At 50.6% G+C, this 25,242-nt stretch carries 17 protein-coding genes; 15 read left to right on the forward strand and 2 right to left on the reverse strand.

Annotated features, from left to right (window positions below; genetic code table 11):
- The first annotated feature begins 74 nt into the window (after positions 1 to 74).
- The 4 genes from BN3772_RS28615 to BN3772_RS31620 all read left to right on the forward strand — a co-directional run bounded on the left by BN3772_RS28615 (position 75) and on the right by BN3772_RS31620 (position 8,673).
- On the forward strand, positions 75 to 752 hold the full coding sequence (locus BN3772_RS28615) for a DUF554 domain-containing protein (RefSeq protein WP_042203880.1): 678 nt from the start codon (positions 75 to 77) through the stop codon (positions 750 to 752).
- A gap of 181 nt (positions 753 to 933) precedes the next feature.
- Positions 934 to 1,740, forward strand: a complete 807-nt coding sequence (locus BN3772_RS28620; RefSeq protein ID WP_052380745.1) for a hypothetical protein — start codon at positions 934 to 936, stop codon at positions 1,738 to 1,740.
- 14 nt (positions 1,741 to 1,754) lie between these two features.
- A complete protein-coding gene (locus BN3772_RS30825; RefSeq protein ID WP_157643671.1) occupies positions 1,755 to 1,901 on the forward strand; it encodes a hypothetical protein in 147 nt (48 codons plus the stop codon).
- A gap of 382 nt (positions 1,902 to 2,283) precedes the next feature.
- Positions 2,284 to 8,673, forward strand: a complete 6,390-nt coding sequence (locus BN3772_RS31620; protein ID WP_157643672.1) for a rhamnogalacturonan lyase family protein — start codon at positions 2,284 to 2,286, stop codon at positions 8,671 to 8,673.
- A gap of 90 nt (positions 8,674 to 8,763) precedes the next feature.
- Here the strand turns inward: BN3772_RS31620 and BN3772_RS28630 are convergent, their stop codons facing one another.
- On the reverse strand, positions 8,764 to 9,714 hold the full coding sequence (locus BN3772_RS28630; RefSeq protein WP_042203881.1) for a helix-turn-helix transcriptional regulator: 951 nt from the start codon (positions 9,712 to 9,714) through the stop codon (positions 8,764 to 8,766).
- Positions 9,715 to 9,823: 109 nt separating this feature from the next.
- On the opposite strand from BN3772_RS28630, the gene BN3772_RS28635 reads away from it, so the two are divergent.
- Positions 9,824 to 10,303, forward strand: a complete 480-nt coding sequence (locus BN3772_RS28635) for a GyrI-like domain-containing protein (protein WP_042203883.1) — start codon at positions 9,824 to 9,826, stop codon at positions 10,301 to 10,303.
- A gap of 239 nt (positions 10,304 to 10,542) precedes the next feature.
- A complete protein-coding gene (ppsA, locus tag BN3772_RS28640; protein WP_042203884.1) occupies positions 10,543 to 13,158 on the forward strand; it encodes a phosphoenolpyruvate synthase in 2,616 nt (871 codons plus the stop codon).
- Here the strand turns inward: ppsA and BN3772_RS28645 are convergent.
- On the reverse strand, positions 13,142 to 13,552 hold the full coding sequence (locus BN3772_RS28645; protein WP_042203886.1) for a MerR family transcriptional regulator: 411 nt from the start codon (positions 13,550 to 13,552) through the stop codon (positions 13,142 to 13,144). The genes ppsA and BN3772_RS28645 overlap by 17 nt on opposite strands.
- A gap of 148 nt (positions 13,553 to 13,700) precedes the next feature.
- Here BN3772_RS28645 and BN3772_RS28650 point away from each other — a divergent pair, with 148 nt between their 5' ends.
- From BN3772_RS28650 to nagZ (BN3772_RS28690), 9 genes are all read left to right on the forward strand, one after another.
- Complete coding sequence (locus BN3772_RS28650; RefSeq protein WP_042203888.1) at positions 13,701 to 14,750, forward strand: NAD(P)-dependent alcohol dehydrogenase; 1,050 nt, start codon at positions 13,701 to 13,703, stop codon at positions 14,748 to 14,750.
- A gap of 308 nt (positions 14,751 to 15,058) precedes the next feature.
- Positions 15,059 to 15,991: an AraC family transcriptional regulator gene (locus BN3772_RS28655; protein WP_086074815.1), complete on the forward strand. Its 933-nt coding sequence runs from the start codon at positions 15,059 to 15,061 to the stop codon at positions 15,989 to 15,991.
- Between the two features lie 76 nt (positions 15,992 to 16,067).
- Positions 16,068 to 17,024: an ABC transporter permease gene (locus BN3772_RS28660; protein ID WP_042203890.1), complete on the forward strand. Its 957-nt coding sequence runs from the start codon at positions 16,068 to 16,070 to the stop codon at positions 17,022 to 17,024.
- Positions 17,025 to 17,047: 23 nt separating this feature from the next.
- Positions 17,048 to 17,941, forward strand: a complete 894-nt coding sequence (locus BN3772_RS28665; protein ID WP_042203891.1) for a carbohydrate ABC transporter permease — start codon at positions 17,048 to 17,050, stop codon at positions 17,939 to 17,941.
- Between the two features lie 24 nt (positions 17,942 to 17,965).
- On the forward strand, positions 17,966 to 19,624 hold the full coding sequence (locus tag BN3772_RS28670) for an extracellular solute-binding protein (protein WP_042203892.1): 1,659 nt from the start codon (positions 17,966 to 17,968) through the stop codon (positions 19,622 to 19,624).
- Positions 19,625 to 19,649: 25 nt separating this feature from the next.
- A complete protein-coding gene (locus BN3772_RS28675) occupies positions 19,650 to 20,642 on the forward strand; it encodes an N-acetylglucosamine kinase (RefSeq protein ID WP_042203893.1) in 993 nt (330 codons plus the stop codon).
- On the forward strand, positions 20,627 to 21,928 hold the full coding sequence (locus tag BN3772_RS28680) for a 6-phospho-beta-glucosidase (protein ID WP_042203896.1): 1,302 nt from the start codon (positions 20,627 to 20,629) through the stop codon (positions 21,926 to 21,928). Before BN3772_RS28675 ends, BN3772_RS28680 begins: the two co-directional genes overlap by 16 nt.
- Positions 21,925 to 23,454 carry a beta-N-acetylhexosaminidase gene (gene nagZ, locus BN3772_RS28685; protein ID WP_042203898.1) on the forward strand — a complete coding sequence of 510 codons (1,530 nt, stop codon included), beginning with the start codon at positions 21,925 to 21,927 and terminating at the stop codon, positions 23,452 to 23,454. The genes BN3772_RS28680 and nagZ (BN3772_RS28685) overlap by 4 nt, the downstream gene beginning before the upstream one ends.
- 30 nt (positions 23,455 to 23,484) lie before the next feature.
- Positions 23,485 to 25,098, forward strand: coding sequence for a beta-N-acetylhexosaminidase (gene nagZ / locus BN3772_RS28690; protein WP_042203899.1), 1,614 nt, complete (start codon positions 23,485 to 23,487; stop codon positions 25,096 to 25,098).
- Positions 25,099 to 25,242 lie beyond the last annotated feature (144 nt).

Consider the following 25,242-nt stretch of genomic DNA (forward strand, 5'->3'; position numbering starts at 1 on the left):
ACGGTTACCGCCTTCTCTGAAGGACGGCATAGCCGTTTCTACTTGTAGCAAATGAATCGTAGGAGCGATAACTAATGATTGGAACGATTGTGAATACTGCTGCAATTGTTATCGGCAGCATTGCGGGCAGTGTATTTAAAAAAGGGCTGAAAGAAGCCTATCAGGATATTCTTATGCAGGCTATGGGGCTGGCCGCAGCCGCTCTTGGCATCAACGCCATCGCTCAGCATTTACCGGATAGTAAATACCCTGTATTGTTCATTGTCAGCCTGGCTCTTGGGGGTGTAATCGGACAGATGCTTGATCTGGAGCAGCGCTTCAAAAATATGGTTTCAAAATTTTCGGCAGGCAATCTGGCGGAGGGTCTGTCCACTGCGATCCTGCTATTTTGCGTCGGAACAATGTCGATTATTGGTCCCATAGAAAGTGCTCTGAACGGCAACAATACCTACCTGTACACAAATGCCATCCTGGATGGAGTGACTTCTGTCGTGCTGGCCTCCACATTCGGAATCGGGATTATCTGGTCCGCTGCGGTGCTTTTCTGCTGGCAGGGTTCAATCTATCTTCTGGCTAATGTGCTGACCGACTTTATATCACCTGTACTACTTACAGAAACTTCCATTGTAGGCGGAGTGCTGATCTTATGTGCGGGTCTGAGTATTCTTGGAGTACGAAGCTTTAAGACGATTAACCTGATTCCTGCACTGCTGATACCCATCATCTTTATTGCTGTTATGAGCTACACATAACTAAACTACTGCAAATTTATTGAAATCCTATATTTCAGCATAAAAAGTCATTAAATTATGATATAGCTCACATACCCAATTAGGTAAAATGAGGAATAATACCAATAAATAGCATTTTAATGTTCTTAAACGGGATTTACTAGGTGGTGGTATGTCAAAAAAGAGGAAAGGATGAATCATTTTGGAATTGGATCTTAACGGGTTTAATGCAGATTCACTGGTACAAATGCTAAAGGCTTCCTTTACTTTAGAGAATTGGGACAGCATGCTCATTATCGCCGACAGACTATACACCGAGGTTAACACTTTCTATAAAATGAACCAGCAGGAGCGGATTGGCGAGAAGCGAGTAAGCTGCTTTGGCTTAACACGAAACATAGTCTATTACTTCGGATATAGCATGTGCCTAAAGGGAATTGCATTTGAAAAATTAGGACGTTATAACGAAGCCAGAGAATGTATAGCAATTTATAAGGATTTGGGCTGGATTAGAGGAATAGATGCCGACGGGCAGGAAGAAGTTAACTATTATCGCGAAATTGCCAAAGGGAATCAGTACATCATTGAGCTTAATGAAGGAAATGTATCTGTTCTACCTGATTACCTCGCATTTCTGCGTAATACCAGAGAAGAAATGATGCCCGGAGTACTCTACATTCTGGATTCGGCTATTAAGTATAGATTCAGCGTTGATCATGTTCTGGAAGAGTTCAGTGAGCAGATTACAGCGATGGCTGAATACTATGAGATACAAAGAAACATACGATATTACATTGATTATTCCTACTTAAAAGCAAGATATTTTTCAATCAATGACAAAGTTGACGATGCTTTAATTATAATTGTTCAGTCTTTAGCAACCTCAGTTAAACTAAAGGATGATAGAGGATTTAAAAAATTAGCAGCTCTCTTTGAGACACTCCGGGGACAAGCAACCTCCGAGCAGTTGGATAAGTATCTTGGAATAATGAAATCTATACTAGACTAGGGAGGATTCATGTTATGAAAAAAACATTTATACTCGTTGTCACAGTAATCGCCTTGCTTAGTGTAAATGCTGCCGCAGTCAGTGCGGATAGCAGCACAACCGTTCCTTTAACCGGTAAAGGCGGCATTTTTGTACCACTTGGCCATGGTGTTGATCATTAAAGAATATGATGCTTGGACAAGCCCTGCAATTTATGCAGGGCTTGTTTTTATTTTTACCCGTTAACTAAACAAAATAAAAATACCAAAAAAGTAAAATAGTCGATTTTAAGCTTAATCTGCATTTTTTTGCTAAGAATGCGCTCCCAATCTTTGATACACTTGTGCATAATTAGTGGCGGGATGTAGTATTGCAGAATTTTTCCGTTATCTTACAGGAGAAACCCCGCTTATATAAACGCTGCATGGGAAGGGAGTGATAAGCCTGGCAATAGTCTGATGTTTCCTGATTTGAGGATTAATGCTGCAATGCTTTTCCAGGTTCTTATTTAGATTTCCCCTGATTTCTAAAATTGATTTTAGACAAATAGGAGGAGTTAAGCACATGGGTATAAATATTTCCGGCAGGAAATCAGCACTTGCATTCTGTATGTCAATTCTGATGATTATTTTGTTAGTGATTCCCCCGGCGCCGGCACATGCCGAGACATCCGGCGGCTCGCCGGCGCGTCAGGCTGAATATCTGGACCGCGGACTAGTGGCCGTACTGACTAACGGCGGAGTGTATTTGAGCTGGAGATACTTAAATACGGATTCAAATGAAATCGCTTTCAATGTATATAAAAACGGATATAAGGTTAATAGTTCGCCAATTACAGATTCTACGAACTATGTAGACACTACAGGAGCGGACAGCTCCCAATACCAGATATCTACTATAATAGCGGGAAAAGAGCAAATCCAGCCTGAGACGGTTTCGGTTTGGCATAACAACTATCTGCCGATTCCGCTGGATAAACCTGCGGATGGACGCACCAAAGACGGCGGGACCTATTCCTATTATGCCGGGGATGCATCTGTGGGAGATCTTGATGGCGACGGAGAATATGAAATCGTTTTCTTGTGGAGCCCAAGCAATTCCAAAGATAATTCTCAGGCCGGATATACCGGCAACGTCTATATTGATGCTATTAAGCTGGACGGCACCAAGCTCTGGCGGGTTGACCTTGGTGTCAACATCCGTGCCGGTGCTCACTATACCCAGCTGATGGTCTATGACCTGGACGGCAATGGCAAGGCTGAAGTTGTGGTCAAAACTGCCGACGGCACCAAAGACGGCCAAGGCACTGTCATTGGTGACGGCAGCAAGGATTACCGTAATGACGGCGGGTATATCCTGAGCGGCCCGGAATTCCTCACTTTGTTCGACGGTGAGACAGGTGCTGCCGTATCCACTGTAGATTACATCCCGCCAAGAGGCGATGTAGCCGCATGGGGTGACGGTTACGGCAACCGTGTTGACCGGTTCCTGGGCGGCATTGCCTATCTGGACGGCGTGAAGCCAAGCGTAGTGATGGCCCGCGGTTATTACACACGCACTGTACTGACAGCATACGACTTTGTGGGCGGCCAGCTGGTACAGCGCTGGACCTTTGATACAGATCAAGCCGGGAAAGAGTATGAGGGACAGGGCAATCACAACTTAAGTGTGCTGGATGCAGACGGCGACGGCAAGGATGAAATTATGTACGGAGCGCTCGCTATTGACGACGACGGCACCCTGATGTACAGCACCGGACTCGGCCATGGTGATGCTATTCATGCCGGCAAGCTTGATCCGAACCGCGAAGGCTATCAGGTATTCAGCGTACATGAGCACACGAATGCCGAATACGGGCTGGAGATGCGCGATGCTGCAACAGGAGAAATTATCTGGGGCCAGTATACCGGGAAGGATACCGGGCGCGGTATGTCAGCGGATATTGATCCGAACTACCCCGGATATGAATCGTGGGCTTCCAATATTGTTAATGGACAAATGGACCCTTTGTCTAAAGGTTTTTCTGCAAACGGCGACGTCATCTATGAACAGAATGAGGTGCCTAAGAGCGCTAACTTTGCAATCTGGTGGGACGGGGATCTGCAGCGTGAGCTGTTTGATCATGACTGGAATAACACTACAGCCAAGGGAATTCCGCTCATATACAAATGGGATTATGAAAATAAGCAGCTAAAAGAATTGTTCCGGGCTACTGGCACTTTGACTAATAACCACACCAAAGGTACTCCGGCCCTTCAGGCGGATATCCTCGGTGACTGGCGCGAAGAGCTGCTGCTGCGCAGTGAAGACAGCTCCGAGTACAGGCTCTACACGACTACAATTCCAACCGCTTACAAAATTCCGACATTGATGCAGGACCCGGTATACCGGCTAGGCATTGCCTGGCAGAATGTCAGCTATAACCAGCCGCCGCATACCGGATTCTACCTTGGAACAGAAGCCACTGAATTCCCGAAAGCGAATCTTGCGCTGACCGGATCACAGCAATTGCCTGAGCAGGTCTATCACTTTGACTTTGGAACAGATGCAGCAGCCGGAGCTACCGCAGTACAGGATAAGCTATACACACAGGATTCAGGCTATGGCTTTGAGAGCATTAACGGTATCACAGTAGGGGCAGGACAGGTGACCTTGCCTGAAAATGCTAAATTCGCAGTTGACCTGCCAGATGCCAATTATCAGGTGACACTAAAGCTGGGAGATACAGAGCGCGGCTCCAACGTGGGCGTGAAGTCAGAATTCGTCCAGAAGCTGGCCGTGACCAGCTTGAATGCCGGGGAAACCCGTGAATTCTCATATGATGTTGCGCTGGTGGACGGCCAGCTGGAGTTTATTTTCACCGGAACGGCTATTGATGTACAGGATATAATCATTTCAAAATACCCTGACAAAACGCCGGGCGATGCTGTAACCCTCTATATGGCCGGCGATTCAACCATGCAGTCCTACAGCAGTATCCAGGCTCCGCAGGAGGGCTGGGGCCAGCAGTTTGGACGCTATTTCGCAAATGGTGTAGTCGTCCAGAATGATGCGATCGGCGGCAGAAGCAGCAAATCCTTCATGGTAGACGGCCGGCTGGATTCGATTCTGCAGCGGATTAAACCAGGCGATTATTTCTTCATTTCTTTCGGGCACAACGACGCAAGCGCAGGCATTCCTGAGCGTTACGCTTCGCCGGAGGATTACAAAACCTATCTGGCCCGTTATATTAATGGTGCCAGACAGCGCGGTGCCGAGCCGGTGCTGCTCACCCCGGTAGGCCGCAGAGATTTTAATACCGTAACCCAGGAATTCAACGTCAGCTTCCCTGAATATGTGAAGGCTGCCAAGGAAGTGGCCGAGGAGCTGAATGTGAAGCTGATTGATCTGAGCCAGTTGAGCATTGCCTTTTATGACAAAATCGGTCTAAGTGCTTCTGAAAAAGTGTTCCTCTATGCTAATCCGGGGGAATATCCGAAGTACCCTAACGGCGTAGGTGATAACACTCACTTCAGCAGCTATGGCGCAGGGGTTATCGCCGCACTTGTTGCAGGAGCGGTTAAAGAAATGGAATTAGACATATCCCCTTATGTGATTGATCCGGATATTACCGAGCCTGAGCCGGAACCGGAAATTCAGGTATATGAAGAGGATTTCGAAGGCGATCCGGCAGCAGTAAAGTATGCGCTGGTTAATGCGACGGGTATCGCCGGTACGATGTCGGGAACCGTTGTAGATCAGAGCGGCAATAAGGTGCTGTCTGTTAACGGATCAGGCTCAGGTAACCGGGCAAAGACGTTCCGGCTGTTCGATGCTGTTAACGGTGACATCGTGAAGGTGAATTTTGACTGGAATTCAGGCAATGTCAGTGCCACTCCGTCAGAGGGCCATCTGTCACTGCTGGACGGGAATGAGAACATCATCCTAACACTGCTGACCAAGACGGGAACTACAAGTCCCGGTACACAAATTCATTACTTTGTAGGCCCGTATACACCGGATTACGGAACAGGGACTACAGCTGTACCGGACGGCGGTGTTGCCACCAATATACTGAAGAATCAATGGGTTAACGTAGATCTCACTATTAATTTTGCCGAGAAAACTATGGATCTTACGTTGACCAGTCTGACAGACCCAAGCGTTACGCAGACTATTGAGGGTATAACCATGAATCAGGGGGTCTACGCGGATAACGTTAGAGCGCTGCGCTTCCTGGGAACGAGAAAAGGGGGTGGCGGTACACTGAACTGGACTACCCAGATTGATAACGTGCATATTGAAGGCAAAGAGCTGCCGCCGGTTGCAGGTGATCAGAAGGCGCTTGTTGCACTGCATACTGAGGTAAAAGCATTGAATCTGGCAGCCTATACCGAAGCATCCAAGGCTGTTCTGCATAAAGCACTGGCGGCTGCCGAAGCCATCATCGGCACTGAAGCCACACAGGCGCAGGTCGATCATGCCTTTAATGTGCTTACGGTAGCAAAAGATTCACTGTCAACTGAACCTGCAGGTGAGATCCGCGGCTATAAGTTTGACTTTGGCTCCGGCAACGCGGCTGAAGGCTACACCAAAGTAGACAGCAAGAGAGCTTATGTTGAAGGTAATGGCTACGGCTTTACGGATACCGCTCTGGTGCAGGATGCGAACCGGGAGACAGGAAATGATCTCACCGGGGATTTCACTAACGTGAACGGCAGCACCTTCCTGGTTGAAATGGAACCTGCCAACTACCGGGTAACTCTTACCATCGGAGATGCGCAGGAATCGACGAATGCCGGCGTTACCGTCGAACAAATGCCGAAGCTGCCGGCTGCGGCTATAGCAAAAGGCGAATTTAAAGAAGTCAGCTATGATATCGCGCTGATTGACGGCATCTTCACCTTTGAATTCACCGGTGCCACTCCAAAGATCAACGCGATGACGCTTGAACGCCTGCCTGATAACGGCGCAGGTACTAAGCCTGTTATCTATCTCGCCAGTGATTCGACGGTGGCCAATTATGCAGAAAGCTATCGTCCGCAGGCAGGATGGGGCGAAAAGCTGGGCGGCTACTTCGACCTGGATCAGATTAGTGTCGATAACCGTGCAGTCAGCGGGCTCAGCAGTAAAACCTTCCTCGTTGGCGGTTATCTGAACAATATCCTGCTGAACCTTCATGAAGGCGATTATCTGTTCATGCAGTGGTCCCATAATGACTCCACACCTTCCCGTCCGGAGCGTTATCTGACGCCGGAGCAATTCAAGGTGTATCTGAAGGATTATATTAACGGTACAGTGCAAAGAGGGGCAACCCCGGTTCTGGTAACTCCGGTTAACCGTCGTGATTTTACAGGTGAAGTGCTTAATAAGAGCTTCCCTGAGTATGTGAAGGCAATGAAGGAAACTGCACTGGAGACCGGAACCCTGCTGATTGATCTGAATCAGGTGAGCTGGGAGACCTTCCAGGAGCTTGGTACAGAAGGCACTAAAGACATCTTTATGTGGGTAGGAACAACCGAAGACAATACGCATCTACAGGTAAATGGTGCAAATAAGGTAGCGGAAATGGTGGCACGGCTTGTACAGGAACTGAACATTCCGCTGTCTGCACTGGTAACTCTGGATGATCCTTCGGATAATGAAGCACCGCATACCACTGCGGCAGTGGAAGGACAGCTCTATAACGGCTGGTATACTTCGCCGGTTAAAGTAACCTTTACCGCGACAGATGAAGCTCCAGGTGTAGAAGCTACCTATTATCAGGTAGACGGCGGTGAAGCCGTGGCCGGAACGGAGCTGAGCCTGGAAGAAGAAGGCGTCCATCTCATTACCTACTGGAGCGTAGATCTGGAAGGCAATAAAGAGAATGCACAGACTCTGGAGGTACGGATCGACCTGGCACCGCCGGTTGTTGAGATCCAGGGGCAGAGCGAATATACAATTGACCAGCAGGTGGTCATTGGCTATTCCGCTGCCGATACAGTCTCCGGCGTGGAACAGCCTAACGGTGAAGTATTGAATACGCAGGCATATACCCTTGAGCCGGGCTTGAACACCGTAACAGCACTGGTATATGACCGTGCAGGCCAGGAGACTACAGTTGCTTTCAACTTTGGCGTTACGGCAACCTTCTCAAGCCTGACAGAGCTGACACGCACGTTTGCTGCCGGTTCAGAGGACCCTGGTGCTGCAGCACTTGCCGGCCAGCTCGCTGCGAAGCTGCAGGAAGCAGAGCAGGCGGCAATTGCCCGTAACGGCGCCAAAGCCCGCCAGCTGCTCACAGCTTACATGAGCGATGTAGACACGGCTGCTAATTCTGTATTTACCGGTGAGCAGGCAGCTGTACTGCATAAATGGGCTGCATGGCTCAGCCAGGCTACTCCGCTGGCGAACAGTGCGCCGGGAACGCCTGTCCTGTCCGATAATAACGGTCATGACACGGGCCTCAGAGACGGAGATTACACCATCACGATGAATCTCTGGTGGGGAAATAACGGCACTAAGTTCAAGCTGTACGAGGACGGTAAGCTGGTTAAGGAAGTATCATTGTCTGACCAGTCCCCGGCTGCCCAATCCGTGCAGGTGGACATCACCGGCAAGAAGAACGGAACTTATGTTTATACCGGCGAACTCATTAATGCACTTGGAATTACGAAGAGTGCTCCGTTGACTGTGAATGTTACAGACGCCTCGCCGGGCCAAGCGGTATTGTCTAATGACAACTGGGATGGAGACGGCAGCTTCAACGTCACTATGAATCTGTGGTGGGGAACCAACGCAACCGGATACAGGCTATATGAGAACGGCAAGCTGGTGGACACACAGGTCCTTCAGTCCCGTTCGCCTGGTGCCCAGTCAGCTGTAACAGCAATCTCAGGCAAAGCTGCCGGAACCTATGAATACGAGGCGGTGTTAAGCAATGCAGGCGGGGAAACCCGGACGGTGAAGATGATTGTGACAGTTAAGAAATAAGGCTAGGCAACCCGTACAGCATTTCAGCCTGAACTAAGCCCAGTGGAACGGCCATACCGTTTCATTGGGCTTTTTATCTGCAACTAAAGGTTACTCACCGGATAAGCGAAGACGGGATTGCATGCTCTCTTTAACTTCTCCGGGCATTTCCCGGACCTGTACATTTTCTCCGAGGAATAACAGCCAGCTGGTCATTTCAGCCAATTCATCAGGTTGATTCACGTTAATAAAGAGCTTAAGCATAGCCGTTGTCTGATATGGATTCGTATAAGAGAGCGAGGCTTGAACAGGATGATATTTTTTGAACTGGGCAATTGCCTGTGGACCAAGCTCAAGAACAAGATTGACGGCTTCTTCCTGTTTGCTCAGCTTATCAAGCATTTTTGTCCTGCTTAGTCTTCGTTCCGGTACAAGCGGCATGACGTTCTGAAGCAGGTCAACCGGATATATCTGCATTTTTTCACCCCGTAGATCAAAGCCCTTAATCATCCAGCGGCTCTTCTCCCTGTATAGCTGTATGAGAAATACGGGATAAGTTTCATCATAAATGGAAATTAATAAATAGCTGTCTGTAAGCAGGAGCTGAATCAGCTTGTCCAGCATGGGGTGGGGAAGGTCTGTAAGCTCCAGAAGCTCCGGATTGTGGGGGTTAGTCCCCTCAAACAGCAGAAGCTGATTTAATAGAAACAGATCCTCCTGCTGATTCTCTGAGATCAGGCCGAGCAGCTTCTCGGTCAAGGACTGACGGCTCTTCAAGTAAGGGAGCTGCTGGTTTCTTGTAGCCATAAAAGCAATAAAAAGCGCCTTGAGCTCATTATCAGTGAACCGGACCACAGGAAGGACTGAGTTACGCATGACAGAATAACCGCCGTCTCTTCCCACTTCTGCCACAAGCGGCATCCCTAAAGCTTCAATTTCCCGGACATCCCGGATTGCAGTCGAACGGGAGATATTGAATTCGCGCATCAGCTCCGTTATGGTAAAATGAGCCCGGTTGTTAATATAGCGCATGATAATGTTAATCCGTTCAACTTTTTTCATAGCCACCCCTAAACAGTATCATTTTTTGACATGATTTAAGGGTATCATAGCCTTATCAGATGAGGAAGACAATCATTTGATAAATCCAAACAAAGAGGAGTTTTCCATAATGTCAGATTATAACTTTGAGCACAAAGAAAGCTTTATCGTCATAGGACTCGGCACCGAGCTAAAAAGCCATTACACTGATTACGCAGGCATCAATAAGGAAAAAACGGATTTTTGGCAGCAGGCCGGCCAGGATGGAAGACTCGCTCATCTCAAAAGCATAGCTTCAAATGATTATATTTTTGCTGTAAATGAAGCGGTTAACAACAAAATGATGCATTACGCCGGCGTTATGTCCGATCAGACAGCACCGGAGGAGGCCAGAGTCATTCAATTTCCTGCAGGGGAATACCTGGTAGTCAAAGGGGAAGACCAAACAGCGGATGCTTTGAATAATAAGCTCACCGGAATTGCTTTTGGCCAGGCTTTGCCGGAATCAACAGAATTCGCTTATGTCGGCGGCCCGAATACAACAGTTGAGATGGGGAACAGAAACGGCCTCGTATATGGGGAGATGTGGATTCCTGTTGTCAAAAAATAAAACAGCACATCGCACATTAAGTGCGTATTATCAAAAAACCTATTAAAAAACAAGAAAAGAACCTGACGGTTAGTCAGGTTCTTCTTTATTGCATATGTACAGAAGCAGTGATATAATCGCCATACCTCTATTTTCAAGAAAATATACATAAAATATTCATCTTATATCTTAACTTTACTACACACAGCTGCTCTTGTCAAATGTTTTATTTGCAAATTAATCATTAGGGGAGATATGACATGCAAAAACCGGTACTCAGTTTTAAAGAATTAGAGGCTTCACAGCTTATGCTTGCCGGCGGAAAAGCGTTGAATCTGGGCAGATTATCCCGGATTGACGGGATTCAGGTACCCGAAGGCTTTTGTGTGACTACAGCTGTTTACCGGCAAACGGTAACAAAGAGCGAAGTGTACCAGTCTCTGGTTGGGCAGCTAAAGACACTGTCAGCCGGTGACAGGGAGCAGATCGCCGCTATCAGCCGTCAGATCAGGCAAATCATACTGGAAACAGCGCTTCCTGCTGAAGTTTCGCGAGCAGTGGCAGCTCAACTGTCCATTCTTGGTGAGGAGCTCGCCTATGCCGTGCGTTCCAGCGCAACTGCCGAAGATCTGCCGCATGCCTCTTTTGCCGGCCAGCAAGACAGCTATCTAAATATAATCGGGAGCCATAATATTCTCGAGCATATCAGCAAATGCTGGGCTTCACTGTTCACGGACCGCGCAGTAATCTACCGGATACAGAATGGCTTTGACCATGCTCAGGTGTATTTATCTGTTATTGTTCAAAAGATGATGAAACCGGAGACTTCCGGTATCATGTTCACCGCTGATCCGGTTTCCGGCAGCCGGAAGGTAATGTCCATTGAAGCAGGTTTTGGGCTTGGCGAATCACTGGTCTCCGGTCTGGTATCTCCAGACAGCTATAGAATCCGGGACGGAGTGATCACGGGTAAGCAAATTGCCTCCAAACAGCTGGCGATGTATAGCTCTCAGGAGGGCGGAATTCAGACTCACAGGCTTGAACCGCATCAGCAGACCGTACCTGCGCTCAGCGATCCGCAGATTATTGAGCTGGCGCTGCTGGGCAGGCAGATCGAGGCTTATTTCGGCTGCCCGCAGGACATTGAATGGTGCCTGGAGGACGGCGTCTTTTATATCGTACAGAGCAGGCCCATTACGACTTTATTTCCAATCCCGGAGGCGGCAGATCAGGTGAACCGTGTGTATCTGTCCGTCGGCCACCAGCAGATGATGACAGATGCCATGAAACCGCTGGGCTTGGCTTTTTATCTAATGACTACTCCAGCACCTATGCGTACCGCCGGCGGAAGACTTTTCGTTGATGTAACCCCTCATTTGGCTTCACCGGACACAGGAGCAGCGGTCATTAATGCGCTCGGGAAGTCTGATCCGCTGATTAAAAACGCCCTTATGTCTGTTGTAGAATGCGGAGATTTCATTCAGGTCGCTTCAGAGAACCATAAGTTACCTAATTCGCTTAAAAGCAACGAAAATACAGATTCCGGATTGTTTAATGCAAGAATTGAATATGATCCTGACATCGTACCTGGATTGATTCAGCGGAATCAGGCATCCGTTGAAGAGCTGCAATATAACATTTCGGCTAAATCGGGGACGGCCTTGTTTGACTTCATTCTGGAGGATATGCAGGAGTTGAAGAAGCTTCTGTTCGATCCGCAGAGCTCGGCAGTCATCATGACAGGCATGGACGCTTCCTCATGGATCAATGAACAGATGAACGAATGGTTAGGTGAAAAGAACGCAGCAGACACGCTCTCCCAGTCGGTAGCGGACAATATCACTTCAGAAATGGGACTGGCGCTGCTGGATGTTGCGGATGTTATCCGCCCTTTTCCGGAGGTTATAGCATATTTGCAGCAAGCCATATCAGAAGACTTTCTGGATGAGCTGACTTCATTGGCAGGGGGCCGTGAGGCTAGTAGCGCTATCCGATCCTACCTGGAGAAGTACGGCATGCGCTGCAGCGGTGAGATCGACCTGACCCGAACCCGCTGGAGCGAGCAGCCGCATACACTGGTCCCGATGATCCTGAATCATATCAGGCATTTCAGCCGGGGCGCCAGCAGGCAGAAGTTCGAGCAGGGCCGGCAGGAAGCCGTTAATAAGGAGCAGGAGCTCTTGAACCGCTTGAAGCAGCTGCCGGACGGCGGACAAAAGGCTGCTGAGACGAAACGGGTGATCCGCCTGCTCCGCGGCTTCAGCGGATACCGGGAATATCCGAAATACGGCATGATCAGCCGTTATTTTATTTATAAGCAAGCTCTGCTTAGAGAGGCGGAACAACTGGTTATTAAAGGTCTTTTACAGGAAAAAGAGGACATCTTTTATCTGACCTTTGATGAGCTCCGTGAAGCTGTCTATGCAAGCCGGCTGGACTACGAAATAACCGGGACACGTAAAGAAGAGTACAGATTGTATAACAAGCTGACACCACCGCGTGTACTGACCTCTGATGGTGAGATGATTAATGGCAGCTATAAGCGTGCCAATCTTCCGGAGGACGCAATTATAGGGCTTCCTGTTTCTTCAGGCGTAATAGAAGGACGGGCACGAGTCATCTTCAACATGGAATATGCGGATCTGGAAGAGGGGGATATCCTCGTCACCCCGTTCACCGACCCCAGCTGGACACCTTTATTTGTATCCGTTAAAGGGCTTGTTACTGAAGTCGGCGGCCTGATGACGCACGGGGCAGTCATTGCCCGGGAATACGGTTTACCGGCTATTGTCGGAGTGGAGCAGGCTACCCGCCGGATTAAAGACGGGCAAATGATCCGTATTGACGGAACAGAGGGGATTATTGAGATATTGTAGCTTTTTTCTTTTTGTGAATAGCTTCCGTGCCGCATTCCAGAGCGGACTCATAATAATGGCACTTATGCTCGATGACTTCCATGGTTTTCCTTAATTCTTCCATCTGCGCTTCTACGGAGGCCTTGCGTTCCAGGAACATGTCATATCTGAGCTGCAGGGTAGAATCACCTTCGGAGCACCATTCAATGAAATGCTTGATTTCTTTGATCGGCATCCCCGAAGCCTTCAGGCATTCAATGACCTTGAGTGCATCAAGATCGGTATCCTTAAAAATCCGTTTGCCGCCCGCAGTGCGTTCTAAGTTAGGCATAAGCCCTTCCTTGTCATAATACCGCAAGGTATGCGGAGTGAGATTGAAGTGCTTCGCAGCTTCGTTAATGGTATAGGTATTCATGCTCTGTCTCCTATGTTCAAATTACTTCTTGACTTAGAGTTAACTTTAAGTAATAACATAGGTTTTGTAAAGGCCGGACAAGACGGAAGCTTTATACAAACGATTGGAGCAAGACAACAACCTAAACATTTCAGGAGGGCTTACACTTATGATTCAAGTTAATGCACGCGCTACATTTAATCCGGAGGGCCCGTTTAAGCTGACTACCATCGAGCGCCGGGAGCTTCAGCCGCACGATGTCCTTATTGAGATTAAATATGCAGGTATCTGCCACTCTGACATCCATACCGCCCGCGGTGAATGGGGACCTGTCAAATATCCGCTTGTTCCAGGGCATGAAATTGCCGGGATTGTCAGCCAGGTCGGAGCAGAGGTAACCAAGTACGCAGTCGGCGACCGTGTAGGGGTTGGCTGTATGGTGGACTCCTGCGGAGAGTGCAGCAGCTGCCATAAAGGGGAAGAGCAATATTGTCTTCACGGGAATACAGGCACCTACGGATCTACTGACCGCCATGGACACTATACCCAAGGCGGATACTCCACGCACATCGTTGTGACCGAAAGCTTTGTAGTCCGCATTCCGGACAACATTCCGCTGGATGCCGCCGCACCGCTGCTGTGTGCCGGAATCACCACCTACTCACCGCTGCACCACTGGGAAGCAGGTCCCGGCAAAAAGGTAGCTGTAGTAGGTCTGGGCGGACTGGGCCATATGGCTGTGAAGATTGCACACGCTATGGGCGCCGAGGTTACCGTACTTTCACAATCCCTGAAGAAAAAAGAAGACGGGCTGCAGCTGGGCGCAGACCACTATTACGCTACAAGCGATCCGGAGACCTTCAAACAGCTCGCGGGCTCCTTTGATCTGATCATTAATACCGTAAGTGCACAGATTAACATCGATGCTTACCTGTCACTTCTGGCGCTGGACGGTACACTAGTCAATGTCGGTGCGCCGGCAGATCCGCTGGCTGTCAACGTATTCTCACTGATTGGCCAGCGCCGCACATTCGCCGGTTCTATGATCGGCGGCATCCGTGAGACGCAGGAAATGCTCGATTTCTGTGCCGAGCACAATATCGCCTCCGAGATCGAGGTCATTGCTGCAAGCCAGATTGACGAAGCATGGGAGCGTGTGTTGGCTTCAGACGTCCGTTACCGGTTCGTAATTGACATCAGCACGATGGAGCAGGCTTAATTATAGCAGGCTAACTGCTTCATAATGTTACGGTTAGACAGGAAGGTATTAGAACACCCCCGCAGCTTTCCGCTCTGTCTTAGAGCAGGGAGACTGCCGGGGGTGTTCTTTTGGTGTTGACCGGACTGGCCCGAAGGAGGTATGCAAAGCTTCTCAGACAATGGATAATACGATGTAACTATTATTGACACATAAAAGGTGTTCAACTAGGATGAATATAAGCTGATTCCGACTTTTTTCCAGCAAGATACAGTGAGCTTTCACCGGTTCCATACCCATTATGCAATCATACAGAGGAGGGGCAGCCTATGCAAACGCGCGGTCATAACAGCCTCAGGGAAAAGGTTGTATTTTCCAGGCAATATCCGGTTATTCTGGGTGATACCATCGGCGTCACTTCAACTTATCAAAGACTGCATGCCCATGATGCGCTGGAGATCAATATGATCAAGTCCGGTACAGGGTATTACATGATTAACGGGGAGCGGTATGATTTCCGGGAAGGGGATATTTTGCTGATTAACTCCAATGATCTGCACTGTGCCTATGAGACAGGGAATCTGATCATGCAGGTCATTACCTTCGATGCGTCCTGGTTTTTGGGGTTGGTGCGCTGTGATCCGGATATACTGGCTCCGTTCAAGGAAATGGGACTGCATTTCAGCAATCTGCTGGACCGCGAGAATAAGCATATCGGTATTCTTCGCGCGCTGCTGCTGGATATGCAGGTGGAGCATGAAGCAGAACATCAGTCCTACACCTCCATCGTCTACGCCCAGCTGCTGCAATTCTTCGTATATATCAACCGGTATTTCCGCACAGACGACTTGCAGCCGAGCAAATCCACCGTGACCACCACCCAGCTTGAGAAAGTCTGGCACGTCACCCGCGTCATGGAGGAGCAGCCGGCTTATCCCTGGACGCTTGAAGAGCTATCCTCCCTCGTCTATTTAAGCCCTTCGCGCTTCAGCGATATCTTCCGCCGTACGGCAGGCATGTCCCCGCTGCTCTATCTGATCCAGCTGCGTCTGGAGAATGCCTACACCCTGCTGCAGACCACAGACCGCAAAATCCTCGACATCGCCATGGAATGCGGATTCCGCACCTTATCCAACTTCAACCGGCTGTTCAAACGCCACATCGGTATGGAGCCGCGTAACGTCCGCACCCAAACAACCGCCATCGACAGTAAGATAGTATCAGTATTCGAGCGATTAGGCGGAGTGCCCGAAACAGAATAGAGTTATGATGAGGTCAGTAAATATAACAACATAAGTTATCAGGATTAACAAGAAGTAAATGGAAAAGGAGGTTAAAATGCAGAAAATCGCCTATCACATGGAGACAAAGGAAGCGCTCCGGAAGCCAAATGCACTCAAACGTTTTGCCCGGCAGTGGGATCTTCAGCTGATGGTGCTGCCGGCCCTGTTCTTTATCCTCGTGTTCAGCTATATCCCGATGTACGGGGTGCTGATGGCTTTTCAGGATTACAATCTGTTCAAGGGGTTTGGAGGCAGTCCTTGGGTGGGCCTCAAGCATTTTGAGATGTTTTTTGCCGCACCTGAATTCTGGACGATCATGCGCAATACGATTGTAATCAGCCTGCTCAAGCTGCTGGTCGGCTTCCCGGCACCGATTCTGCTGGCGCTGATGCTGAATGAGGTACGCAGCCGGGTGTTCAAAAGAACCGTGCAGACGATCAGCTATCTCCCGCATTTCCTGTCCTGGGTCATTGTCTCCGGCTTCGTAATGTCCATGCTCTCCACAGAGAACGGCAGCGTGAACATGCTGCTCCAGCAGCTGAACCTGATCAAGGACCCGGTTAACTTCCTGTCGCTGCCGGAATATTTCTGGACCATCCTTGTCACAACAGGAGTCTGGAAGGAAATCGGCTTCTCCTCCATCGTCTACCTCGCAGCCATTGCCGGAATTGATCCGAACATGCATGAGGCGGCTTCCATTGACGGTGCCAGCAAGCTGAGACAGATGTTTGCCATCACACTGCCGTCCATTTTGCCGGTCATTATTGTCTTTCTGATTCTTGCAATCGGCAATCTGCTCAGCGCAGGCTTTGAAGACATCCTGCTCCTCGGCTCCAATCCCGTGCTGCGCGATGTCGGCGACGTGCTGGACACCTATGTATACCGGATCGGTATTCAGAACAACCGTTATTCTTATGCTACGGCAGCCGGCCTGTTCAAATCACTGATCGGGGTATTCCTCCTGGTCGGGGCCAACTATGCCGCACGCAAATCCGGAAACAGCCTATGGTGAAGCATGAAAGGGGGCAGTTGTAGATGAAGCTGTCAGCCGGAGACCGGGTTCTTGTAACGGTTATATACATTCTACTGGCAATATTAGCCTTTCTGTCCTTTTATCCGTTCTGGAACGCCGGTGTTATTTCATTTAACAACGGAACTGATACTATGCGCGGCGGAGTCACATTTTGGCCGAGACAATTCTCACTGGAGAACTATTCGGTGGTATTCCAGGACAGCCGCCTGATTAACGGCTTCGTGATCTCTGTATTGCGGACTGTAATCGGTACCTTTGCTGCCATTGCCGCCACAGCGGTATTCGCTTACGGCATGAGTAAATCAGAGCTGATGGGGCGCAGATTTTATATGGTTTTCTGCATCATCACCATGTATTTCAGCGGCGGGCTGATTCCGAGCTTTCTGCTGATCCGCGAGCTGGGCATGTTCAACTCCTTCTGGGTTATGGTCATCCCGGGCCTGATCAGCGTCTGGAACATGATTATTTTCCGGACCTTCTTCAAAGGCATACCGGCAGGACTGGAGGAGTCTGCAAGAATTGACGGCTGCTCCAATTGGGGAGTGTTGATGCGCATTGTACTTCCGCTGTCAGGTCCGGTCATTGCGACCTTATCCCTGTTCACTGCGGTCTATCACTGGAATGACTGGTTTACGCCAAGCATCTACCTCAGCAATGTCGATTTAATGCCGATTCAGACCAAGCTGCAGCAGATCCTGAACTCCAACATCATGTCCGAGCAGATGGCCCAGCTGGATGCAGCCGCACAGGGGCGGATGAATAAAATGCGCGCCGTCACAACCAAATCCCTGTCCATGGCTACCATGATGGTGGCTACGATCCCGATTTTGTGCGTGTATCCTTTTTTGCAGAAGTATTTCGTTAAGGGCGTTATGGTCGGTTCACTAAAAGAATAAAGGAACTCAAGGGGGAATTAACCAATGATCTCAGGCAAAACAAAGGTGTCCGCTTTGGCGGCTGTTCTTAGTCTTATGATCGGTTTAACAGGCTGTACAGGCGGCAATAACAGTCCTTCTAATTCTGCAAATACAGCAAACAGCAACAGTCCGGATGCAGCTGAAGGCGGGGGATATGTGCTTGGTGAGCAGCCGCTGGAATTCTCCTTCTACGGCCATTATGACTGGTATACAATGCCTAACTGGGGCGAGGACCTCTCCTCCAAATGGATTAAGGATAATAAGCAGGTGAATGTCGTGCCGGTCAGCTCGGGAGGCAATGCCAAGCAAAAGCTCAGCACGATGATCGTATCCGGCGAGCTTCCCGATGTGATCTGGATGGAACGCGGTGCAGATGTTGAGCAGCTGCGGGCTGCCGGAGCACTCGTGCCGTTTGATGATTATCTCGACAAATACCCGAATCTGAAGGAATGGGCAGGCGAAGAGACGCTCGACATGCTGCGCTCCTCCGACGGTAAGCTTTATCAGTTCCCGAACTGGTATACGACTCAGCCGAACGGAAACTCCGGCTATCTGGTCAACAAAAAGATCTATAACGGGCTGGGCATTCCGCCGCTTGAGACTACAGACGATCTCTATGCTTATCTGAAGCTGGTTAAAGAGAAATACCCGGATGTCGTTCCGTTTGAGGTAGGACAAGGCGCGGAAGGCATCGATGTCCTGTCGTCCGCATTTGCCGAGAACCGTCCTTATGTATTCAGTGCCCTCAGCATGATGGCCATTCCGAACGGCAATGAAATGACCTCAGTGTTTAAGGATGATGCATTCCGTTCTTCGCTGGTGTATGCGAATCAGATGTACCGGGATAAGCTGATCAGCCAGGATGCATTCACTCAGAATCTTGAACAGGTGGAGCAGAAGATTATTACAGGCAACATTGCGGTATACGCCGCTTCCAGTCCGACTGAATACGGTGCAATCGGCAATTCGCTGCTGAAGGAGCAGGACCCGGAAGCCGGCTACATCATGGTCTGGCCTATTCATAAGGCGGGTCTGGATAAAAACAAGATTTTCCCCGGAGCATACAATCAGCTTGGCTGGAATGTGAGTGTCATTACCTCAGCTGCCAAGGATCCGGAAGCCGTCTTCGCTTTTCTGGACTGGTTCACCGGACCTGAAGGCCAGCGGATTATTATGTGGGGACCTGAGGGCAAGTACTGGGACGGAACAGATGAAGAAGGGGCACCGCTGTTCACAGAAGCCTTCACAACGGATACCAAAGGCCGTGATGAGCTGATGAATGCTACGGTCAATCTGCAATGGAACGGCAATACAGTATACGTGGATAATTCGAAGATGAAGTTTGAATCGGCACTGCCGGAAGACCAGAAGAGCTGGGAAACCAAATGGCAGTCCGAAATTACCTGGAAGACACAGTTTGATACGACCGAATACGTAAACCTGGCTCCGGCAGGCGATTCCCAGGAAGGGATCATCTCGCAAAGCGTAGGCGAAATCTACGAGAAAGCCAGAGCTCAGGCTGTGCTCAACGCCAAAAGCGAAGCTGAAGTGCTGGCAATCTTGGATAAGGCTGAGGCAGATGCACAGCAGGTCGGATACAGTGAGCTTCTGAAATTCAAGACGGAGAAATGGCAGGAGAACCTGAGCAAGCTGGGCAAATGAAACTGACATACAGGAGCGGGAGACCTTGAACTATTACTTGGGCATTGACGGCGGAGGCAGCAAAACACTGGCCGTCATATCCGACGCCGCGGGCCGGATAGTGGGACGCGGCGCAAGCGGATGCGGCAACCATCAGACAGGGGCCGAAAGGGCCGAAATCAACATCCGGGAGGCGGTGGAGGAAGCTCTGCAGCAGGCGGGGCTCAGCAAGGAGCAAATCACCTATTCGGTGTTCGGACTGGCGGGTGCTGACCGGGAAGCTGACTTCAGGATTCTGCGCCCGATGATTGCCCGGATAGGTATGGAGCCGCATGACATATTATGTGATACAGTAATCGGCCTAAGGGCAGGGACCCGCAAATCTTATGGTGTAGTGGTCATCTGCGGTACCGGAACCAATTGCTACGGAATGAACCGCAGCGGGCAGGAGCTGCAGGTAGGCGGCTTTGGCTATACCTTCGGCGATTTCGGCGGCGGTGCGGATCTGGCGGTGGAAGCCTTCCGCGCTGTAATCCGCGCGTGGGAGGGCAGGGGGCGGCCAACCCGGCTGACCCAGGCGATTCTCAGTAAGCTGGGGTACGCTTCCGAAGCTGAGATGTTTCACTATTACCTTGACCACGGCCTGCGTGTGCCGCACGAAATCGCCAAGCTGCTCTTTGAGGTTGCCGCCGAGGATGAAACAGCCCGTGAAATTCTGCAGCGGCAGGGCAGAGAGCTGGGTAATGCAGCCGGTGCAGTGATCCGGAGGCTTGGCATGCAGCAGGATGTCTTCGATCTGGTGCTGGCCGGCAGTATTCTAACCCGTGGCGAGAGCCGGTATGTTGCCCCTTATATTTCAGAGGTAGTGTCAGCTGCCGCTCCGGGCTGTACCCTGCAAAAGCTTGAACAAGAGCCTGTAGCCGGAGCGCTGCTGCTGGCTATGGAGAAATCCGGAATTCAGGTGGCAGAAGACGTCTATGAACAATTACAACAAACCTTATCCGTAAAGGCGGCGAATGCAGTATGGATCAAAGACTGAAGGTAGCAGTTATCGGGGGCGGCTCCTCCTATACTCCGGAGCTGATTGAAGGGTTCATCCTGAACTACTCTACTTTTCCGGTAACAGAAATCGTACTCGTAGATATACAGGAAGGATTCCACAAGCTGTCCATCGTCGGACAGCTTGCCAAGCGGATGATTGCCCGGTCCGGGCTGCCGATTGAGCTTAGCCTTACGCTTGACCGGCGCTCTGCACTGGCAGATGCCAGCTTTGTCACCACCCAGATGCGTGTCGGCAGACTGGAAGCCCGCGGCTGGGATGAGACGATCCCGCTCAAGTACGGGATGATTGGACAGGAAACTACAGGTCCGGGAGGCATGATGAAGGCGCTGCGCACGATACCGGTGCTGCTGGAGGTCGCGAGAGATATGGAGGAGCTCTGCCCGGATGCATGGCTGCTGAACTTTACAAATCCTGCGGGCATGGTAACCGAGGCTATTCATAAGCATTCAAGCATCAAATCCATCGGGCTGTGTAATTCTCCGATCGCCGCCTACAAATGGCTGTCTGAGCTGTATCAGGTACCGGCCGAACGGATTTACTGTGAATTTGCCGGCCTGAATCACCTGCACTGGATCAGTACCATTACCATTGACGGTGAATCCAAGCTGCCAGAGCTGCTGGCGAACCGGGACGGATATTCTGCCCGTAATGTTCCGCAGTATGACTGGAATGCGACGCTGCTGTCAGCGCTTAAGGCGATTCCTTCCTATTACCTGAAATACTTCTATCTGCACCGTGAGATTCTGGCGGAGCAGCAGGCAGCTGCAGCCAAAGGGGAGACGCGGGCGGAAACGGTACAGCGCCTGGAGGATGAGCTGTTCGAGCTGTATAAGGACGAGGAGCTGGCCGAAAAGCCGAAGCAGCTGGAGCAGCGCGGAGGAGCCTATTACTCCGAAGCCGCAGTCCGGCTGATGAATTCACTATATAATGATTCCGGCGATATTCAGACTCTGAATGTTCCTAATCAAGGCATTCTCGGGTTCCTTCCGGACGATGCCTGCATTGAGGTCAATTGCAAAGTGCATAAGGACGGACCTGTCGCCATGCCGGTGGCTGTTGTGCCGGAAGCGGCCAAAGGCCTGATTCATGCGGTCAAAACCTATGAAGGACTGGCAATTGAAGCTGCTGTAACCGGCAGCCGCGCTACCGCCTTGCTCGCCCTTGCCCATCATCCGCTCGTTCCTTCAGCCAATGACGCAGAAGCGATGCTGGATGAGATGCTGGAGCAGAACAAAGCTTATCTGCCAGGGTTCTCAATATGAACCTGGAACACCAAATTGCCCGGATGTGTGTAACCGGGCTGCCTGCTAAGGCAGCGGATTCAGCATTCGATGAGCGGCTTGGGGTCTTGCCTTCAGGCGGTCTTGGGTTGTTTCCGCACAATATAGACAACGAATATCAGCTTCGCAGGCTGGTCCACGGTGTAACGGCTGCGGCAGACTGGCTCGGCTTCACCTCACCATACCTCCTCTCCATTGATGAAGAGGGAGGGAGCCTGGCTAATCTGAAGAGGATATTCCCGCATGTGCCGGGCAACCGGGCGGTTGGCCTGACCGGAGATCCCGCAGCCGCCTTTCTGCAGGGAAAGCTTATCGGCAGCCAGCTGGCTGCACTGGGCATCCCGATGAGCTGGGCACCGGTGCTTGATGTAAATACGAACATCTTGAATCCCGTAGTCGGTGTCCGGTCTTATGGTGAAGAGCCGGCTGTAGTAGCGAAGCTTGGCGCCGCTTTTATCAAGGGGATGCATGAAGCAGGCGTTGCCGTCACTGCCAAGCATTTTCCCGGCCACGGGCAGGTGGATGGTGATTCACATATTGAGCTGCCTGTATGCGGGCTGTCATTAGAGAAGCTGATGATCGGACCTGTAATCCCGTTCGCAGCTGCTATAGATGCCGGGTGTGATGCGATCATGATGGCGCATATCGTCTTCCCGGAAATCCCGCAAGCCGAAGGCCTCCCGGCCTCACTAAGTCCTTACTTTGTTACAGATCTGCTTCGTAATGAGCTGGGTTACCAAGGTGTCATTTGCACGGATGATGTCGAAATGGGGGCTATCCGCAATACTTATGAGCCGGAGCTGATCGGTGAGCTGGCAGTGACTGCCGGCAATGACATGATTCTGATGTGTCATACGCCTGAATTCCAGGATCGCGTCATCCGGGGCATTGCTCAGGCGGTCCGCGATGGCCGGATAACGGAGGCCAGAATTGATGAATCCCTGCAGCGGATTAACCGGCTTCAGGAGCGGATGCTGCTGCACAGCCGGCACGCGTCTCCGGTGCCGCGTGCCGAGTGGGACAGCAGGACAGCTGAGCTGACCCGCTCAACATTGAAGCTGCAGCGTGATCCCCGTCAGCTGCTGCCGTTATCTGCGGAGCTGCGGTACCTGCTGCTGCTGCCGCAGCCGGAGAGGCTGACCCTCGCGGATAATACCGACAGCAAGGCTCTTGAGCTGGGGGCGCTTCTGGGAGAGCGGGGAATTAATCTTTCAGTACAGTATATTGCGAACAATCCTGCTTCCGGTATGATTAACGATATCTTAGCCGGGCTTGAGGAATGTGACGCAGTTATTATGGGTACTTGGAACGCCCATATGTTCCGCGGACAGCTGGATTTGGCCGAAGCCATTAGCCGCGAGAAGCCGCTGATTACCGCCGTTCTCCGTAATCCCTATGACGCAGAACGGCTGCCGTCTGCAGCATCTGTCATCCTGGTCTGCGGAACCTCCGTTTATTCGCTGGAGTCGCTGGCAGAGGTCCTGACAACCGGAAGAACAACACTATAACCCAAAAGCAAAAGGAGCTGTAGCTCAATAATGGATACTGGAACGGACCACAATCTTCGTCTGCGCCATAAGGTCGGACAGATGTTCATGTGCGGATTCATGGACACCTCTCCAAACAAGGATATTTTGACACTGATTCAGGATTATCATATCGGGGGCATTATCTATTTCCGGCGCAATATCGGAACGGCTGAGCAAGTGTACGCCTGTTCAGCCGCGCTGCAGCGGGCTGCAGCCGAGCCCCTGCTGATCGCGATCGATCAGGAAGGGGGCATGGTTGCCCGGATTGAGGAAGGTGTTACACTGATGCCGGGCAATATGGCACTGGGGGCGACCCGCAATGCGGAAGGGGTCCGGCAGGCTGCGGCAATTGCCGGGGCCGAGCTGCGCCACCTGGGGATTAATATGAACTTTGCGCCTTGTGTCGATGTGAACAACAATCCGGCCAATCCGGTTATAGGCGTACGTTCCTATGGTGAATCACCGCTGCTGGTCAGTGAGATGGGAAGCGCAGCCGTTGCCGGCTATCAGAAAGAGGGCGTAGCGGCAACGATTAAGCATTTTCCCGGCCACGGAGATACGGATACGGATTCGCACCTGGCCCTTCCGTCAATCAGCCATAACCGCGAAAGGCTGGCGGAGGTTGAATTGCTGCCGTTTCAGCGGATTATAGAATCCGGGGTCGATGCTGTCATGACTGCTCATGTTGTATTTAAGGCTTATGAGGATGACGTGATCCCGGCGACCCTGTCTGAGAATATTCTGACCGGGCTGCTGCGCAGGGAGCTGAACTTCGACGGTGTAATCGTTACCGACTGTCTGGAGATGAACGCGATCTCACAGACCGTCGGTGTGGGACCGGGAGCCGTGCAGGCGGTGAAAGCCGGGGCCGATCTGATCCTAGTCAGCCATACGTATAGCTGGCAGGTTGAGGCGATAGAGGCTGTAACCGAGGCTGTTATCCGCGGAGAGATTTCCGAGGCCAGAATCGATGCATCCGTACAGCGGCTGGCAAGCCTTAAGGCTAAACGGGGAATTACCGGAGCAGAGCCGCAAGCCTTCCCGGCCATACAGCAGCAGCTGGCTTCCGAAGCATCGCATGAAGCAGCCCGTGCCCTCAGCGAACAGAGCATTACCTTATTATGTGACGACGGACAGCTTCCGCTGGCGGAACACGAAGGCATCTATGTCATTTGGCCTGAGGTCCGGGTCAATCATGAGGTAGTAGAAGCACTGCAGGAGGAAATGACTCTCGGAAAGGCACTGAAGCCTTATTATGACGGGGTCACCGAACGGATTATTGACGTTGACCCTACAGCTGCGGAGATCGACTTGGTGTTGGAGGAGAGCCGCTCTTTTACTCAGATTGTGGCAGCAACCTACAACGCCGATTTTTCGCCCGGTCAACGCCAGATTCTGCAGGAGCTTACGGCGCGGACAGGATGCAGGCTTGTCGTTGTGGCTGTGCGTAACCCTTATGATTTTACCGCTGTATCCGGTATACGCACCTATCTTGCTTCTTATGAGAATAAACCTCTGGCGATGCAGTCTGTAGCCAAGGTACTGGCCGGACAAAGCTTTACCCGCGGTGTACTTCCGGTAACGGTTGGAGCTTTTGCCTGTGGATCGGGTATTATAAGATGATTAAATATTAATATAGTTAATTAATATCAATATCCCCAAAACGGATGTCTTCCTTACTCAAAGGCAGATTATCCGTTTTTTTCATTTGATTAAACTTTTAAATTTACAAAAATGAATTTTTATCGGATAATGATACGATACGTA

This window comes from Paenibacillus camerounensis (assembly GCF_000723885.1).
In the GTDB taxonomy this organism is placed as follows: Bacteria; Bacillota; Bacilli; order Paenibacillales; family Paenibacillaceae; genus Paenibacillus_AQ; species Paenibacillus_AQ camerounensis.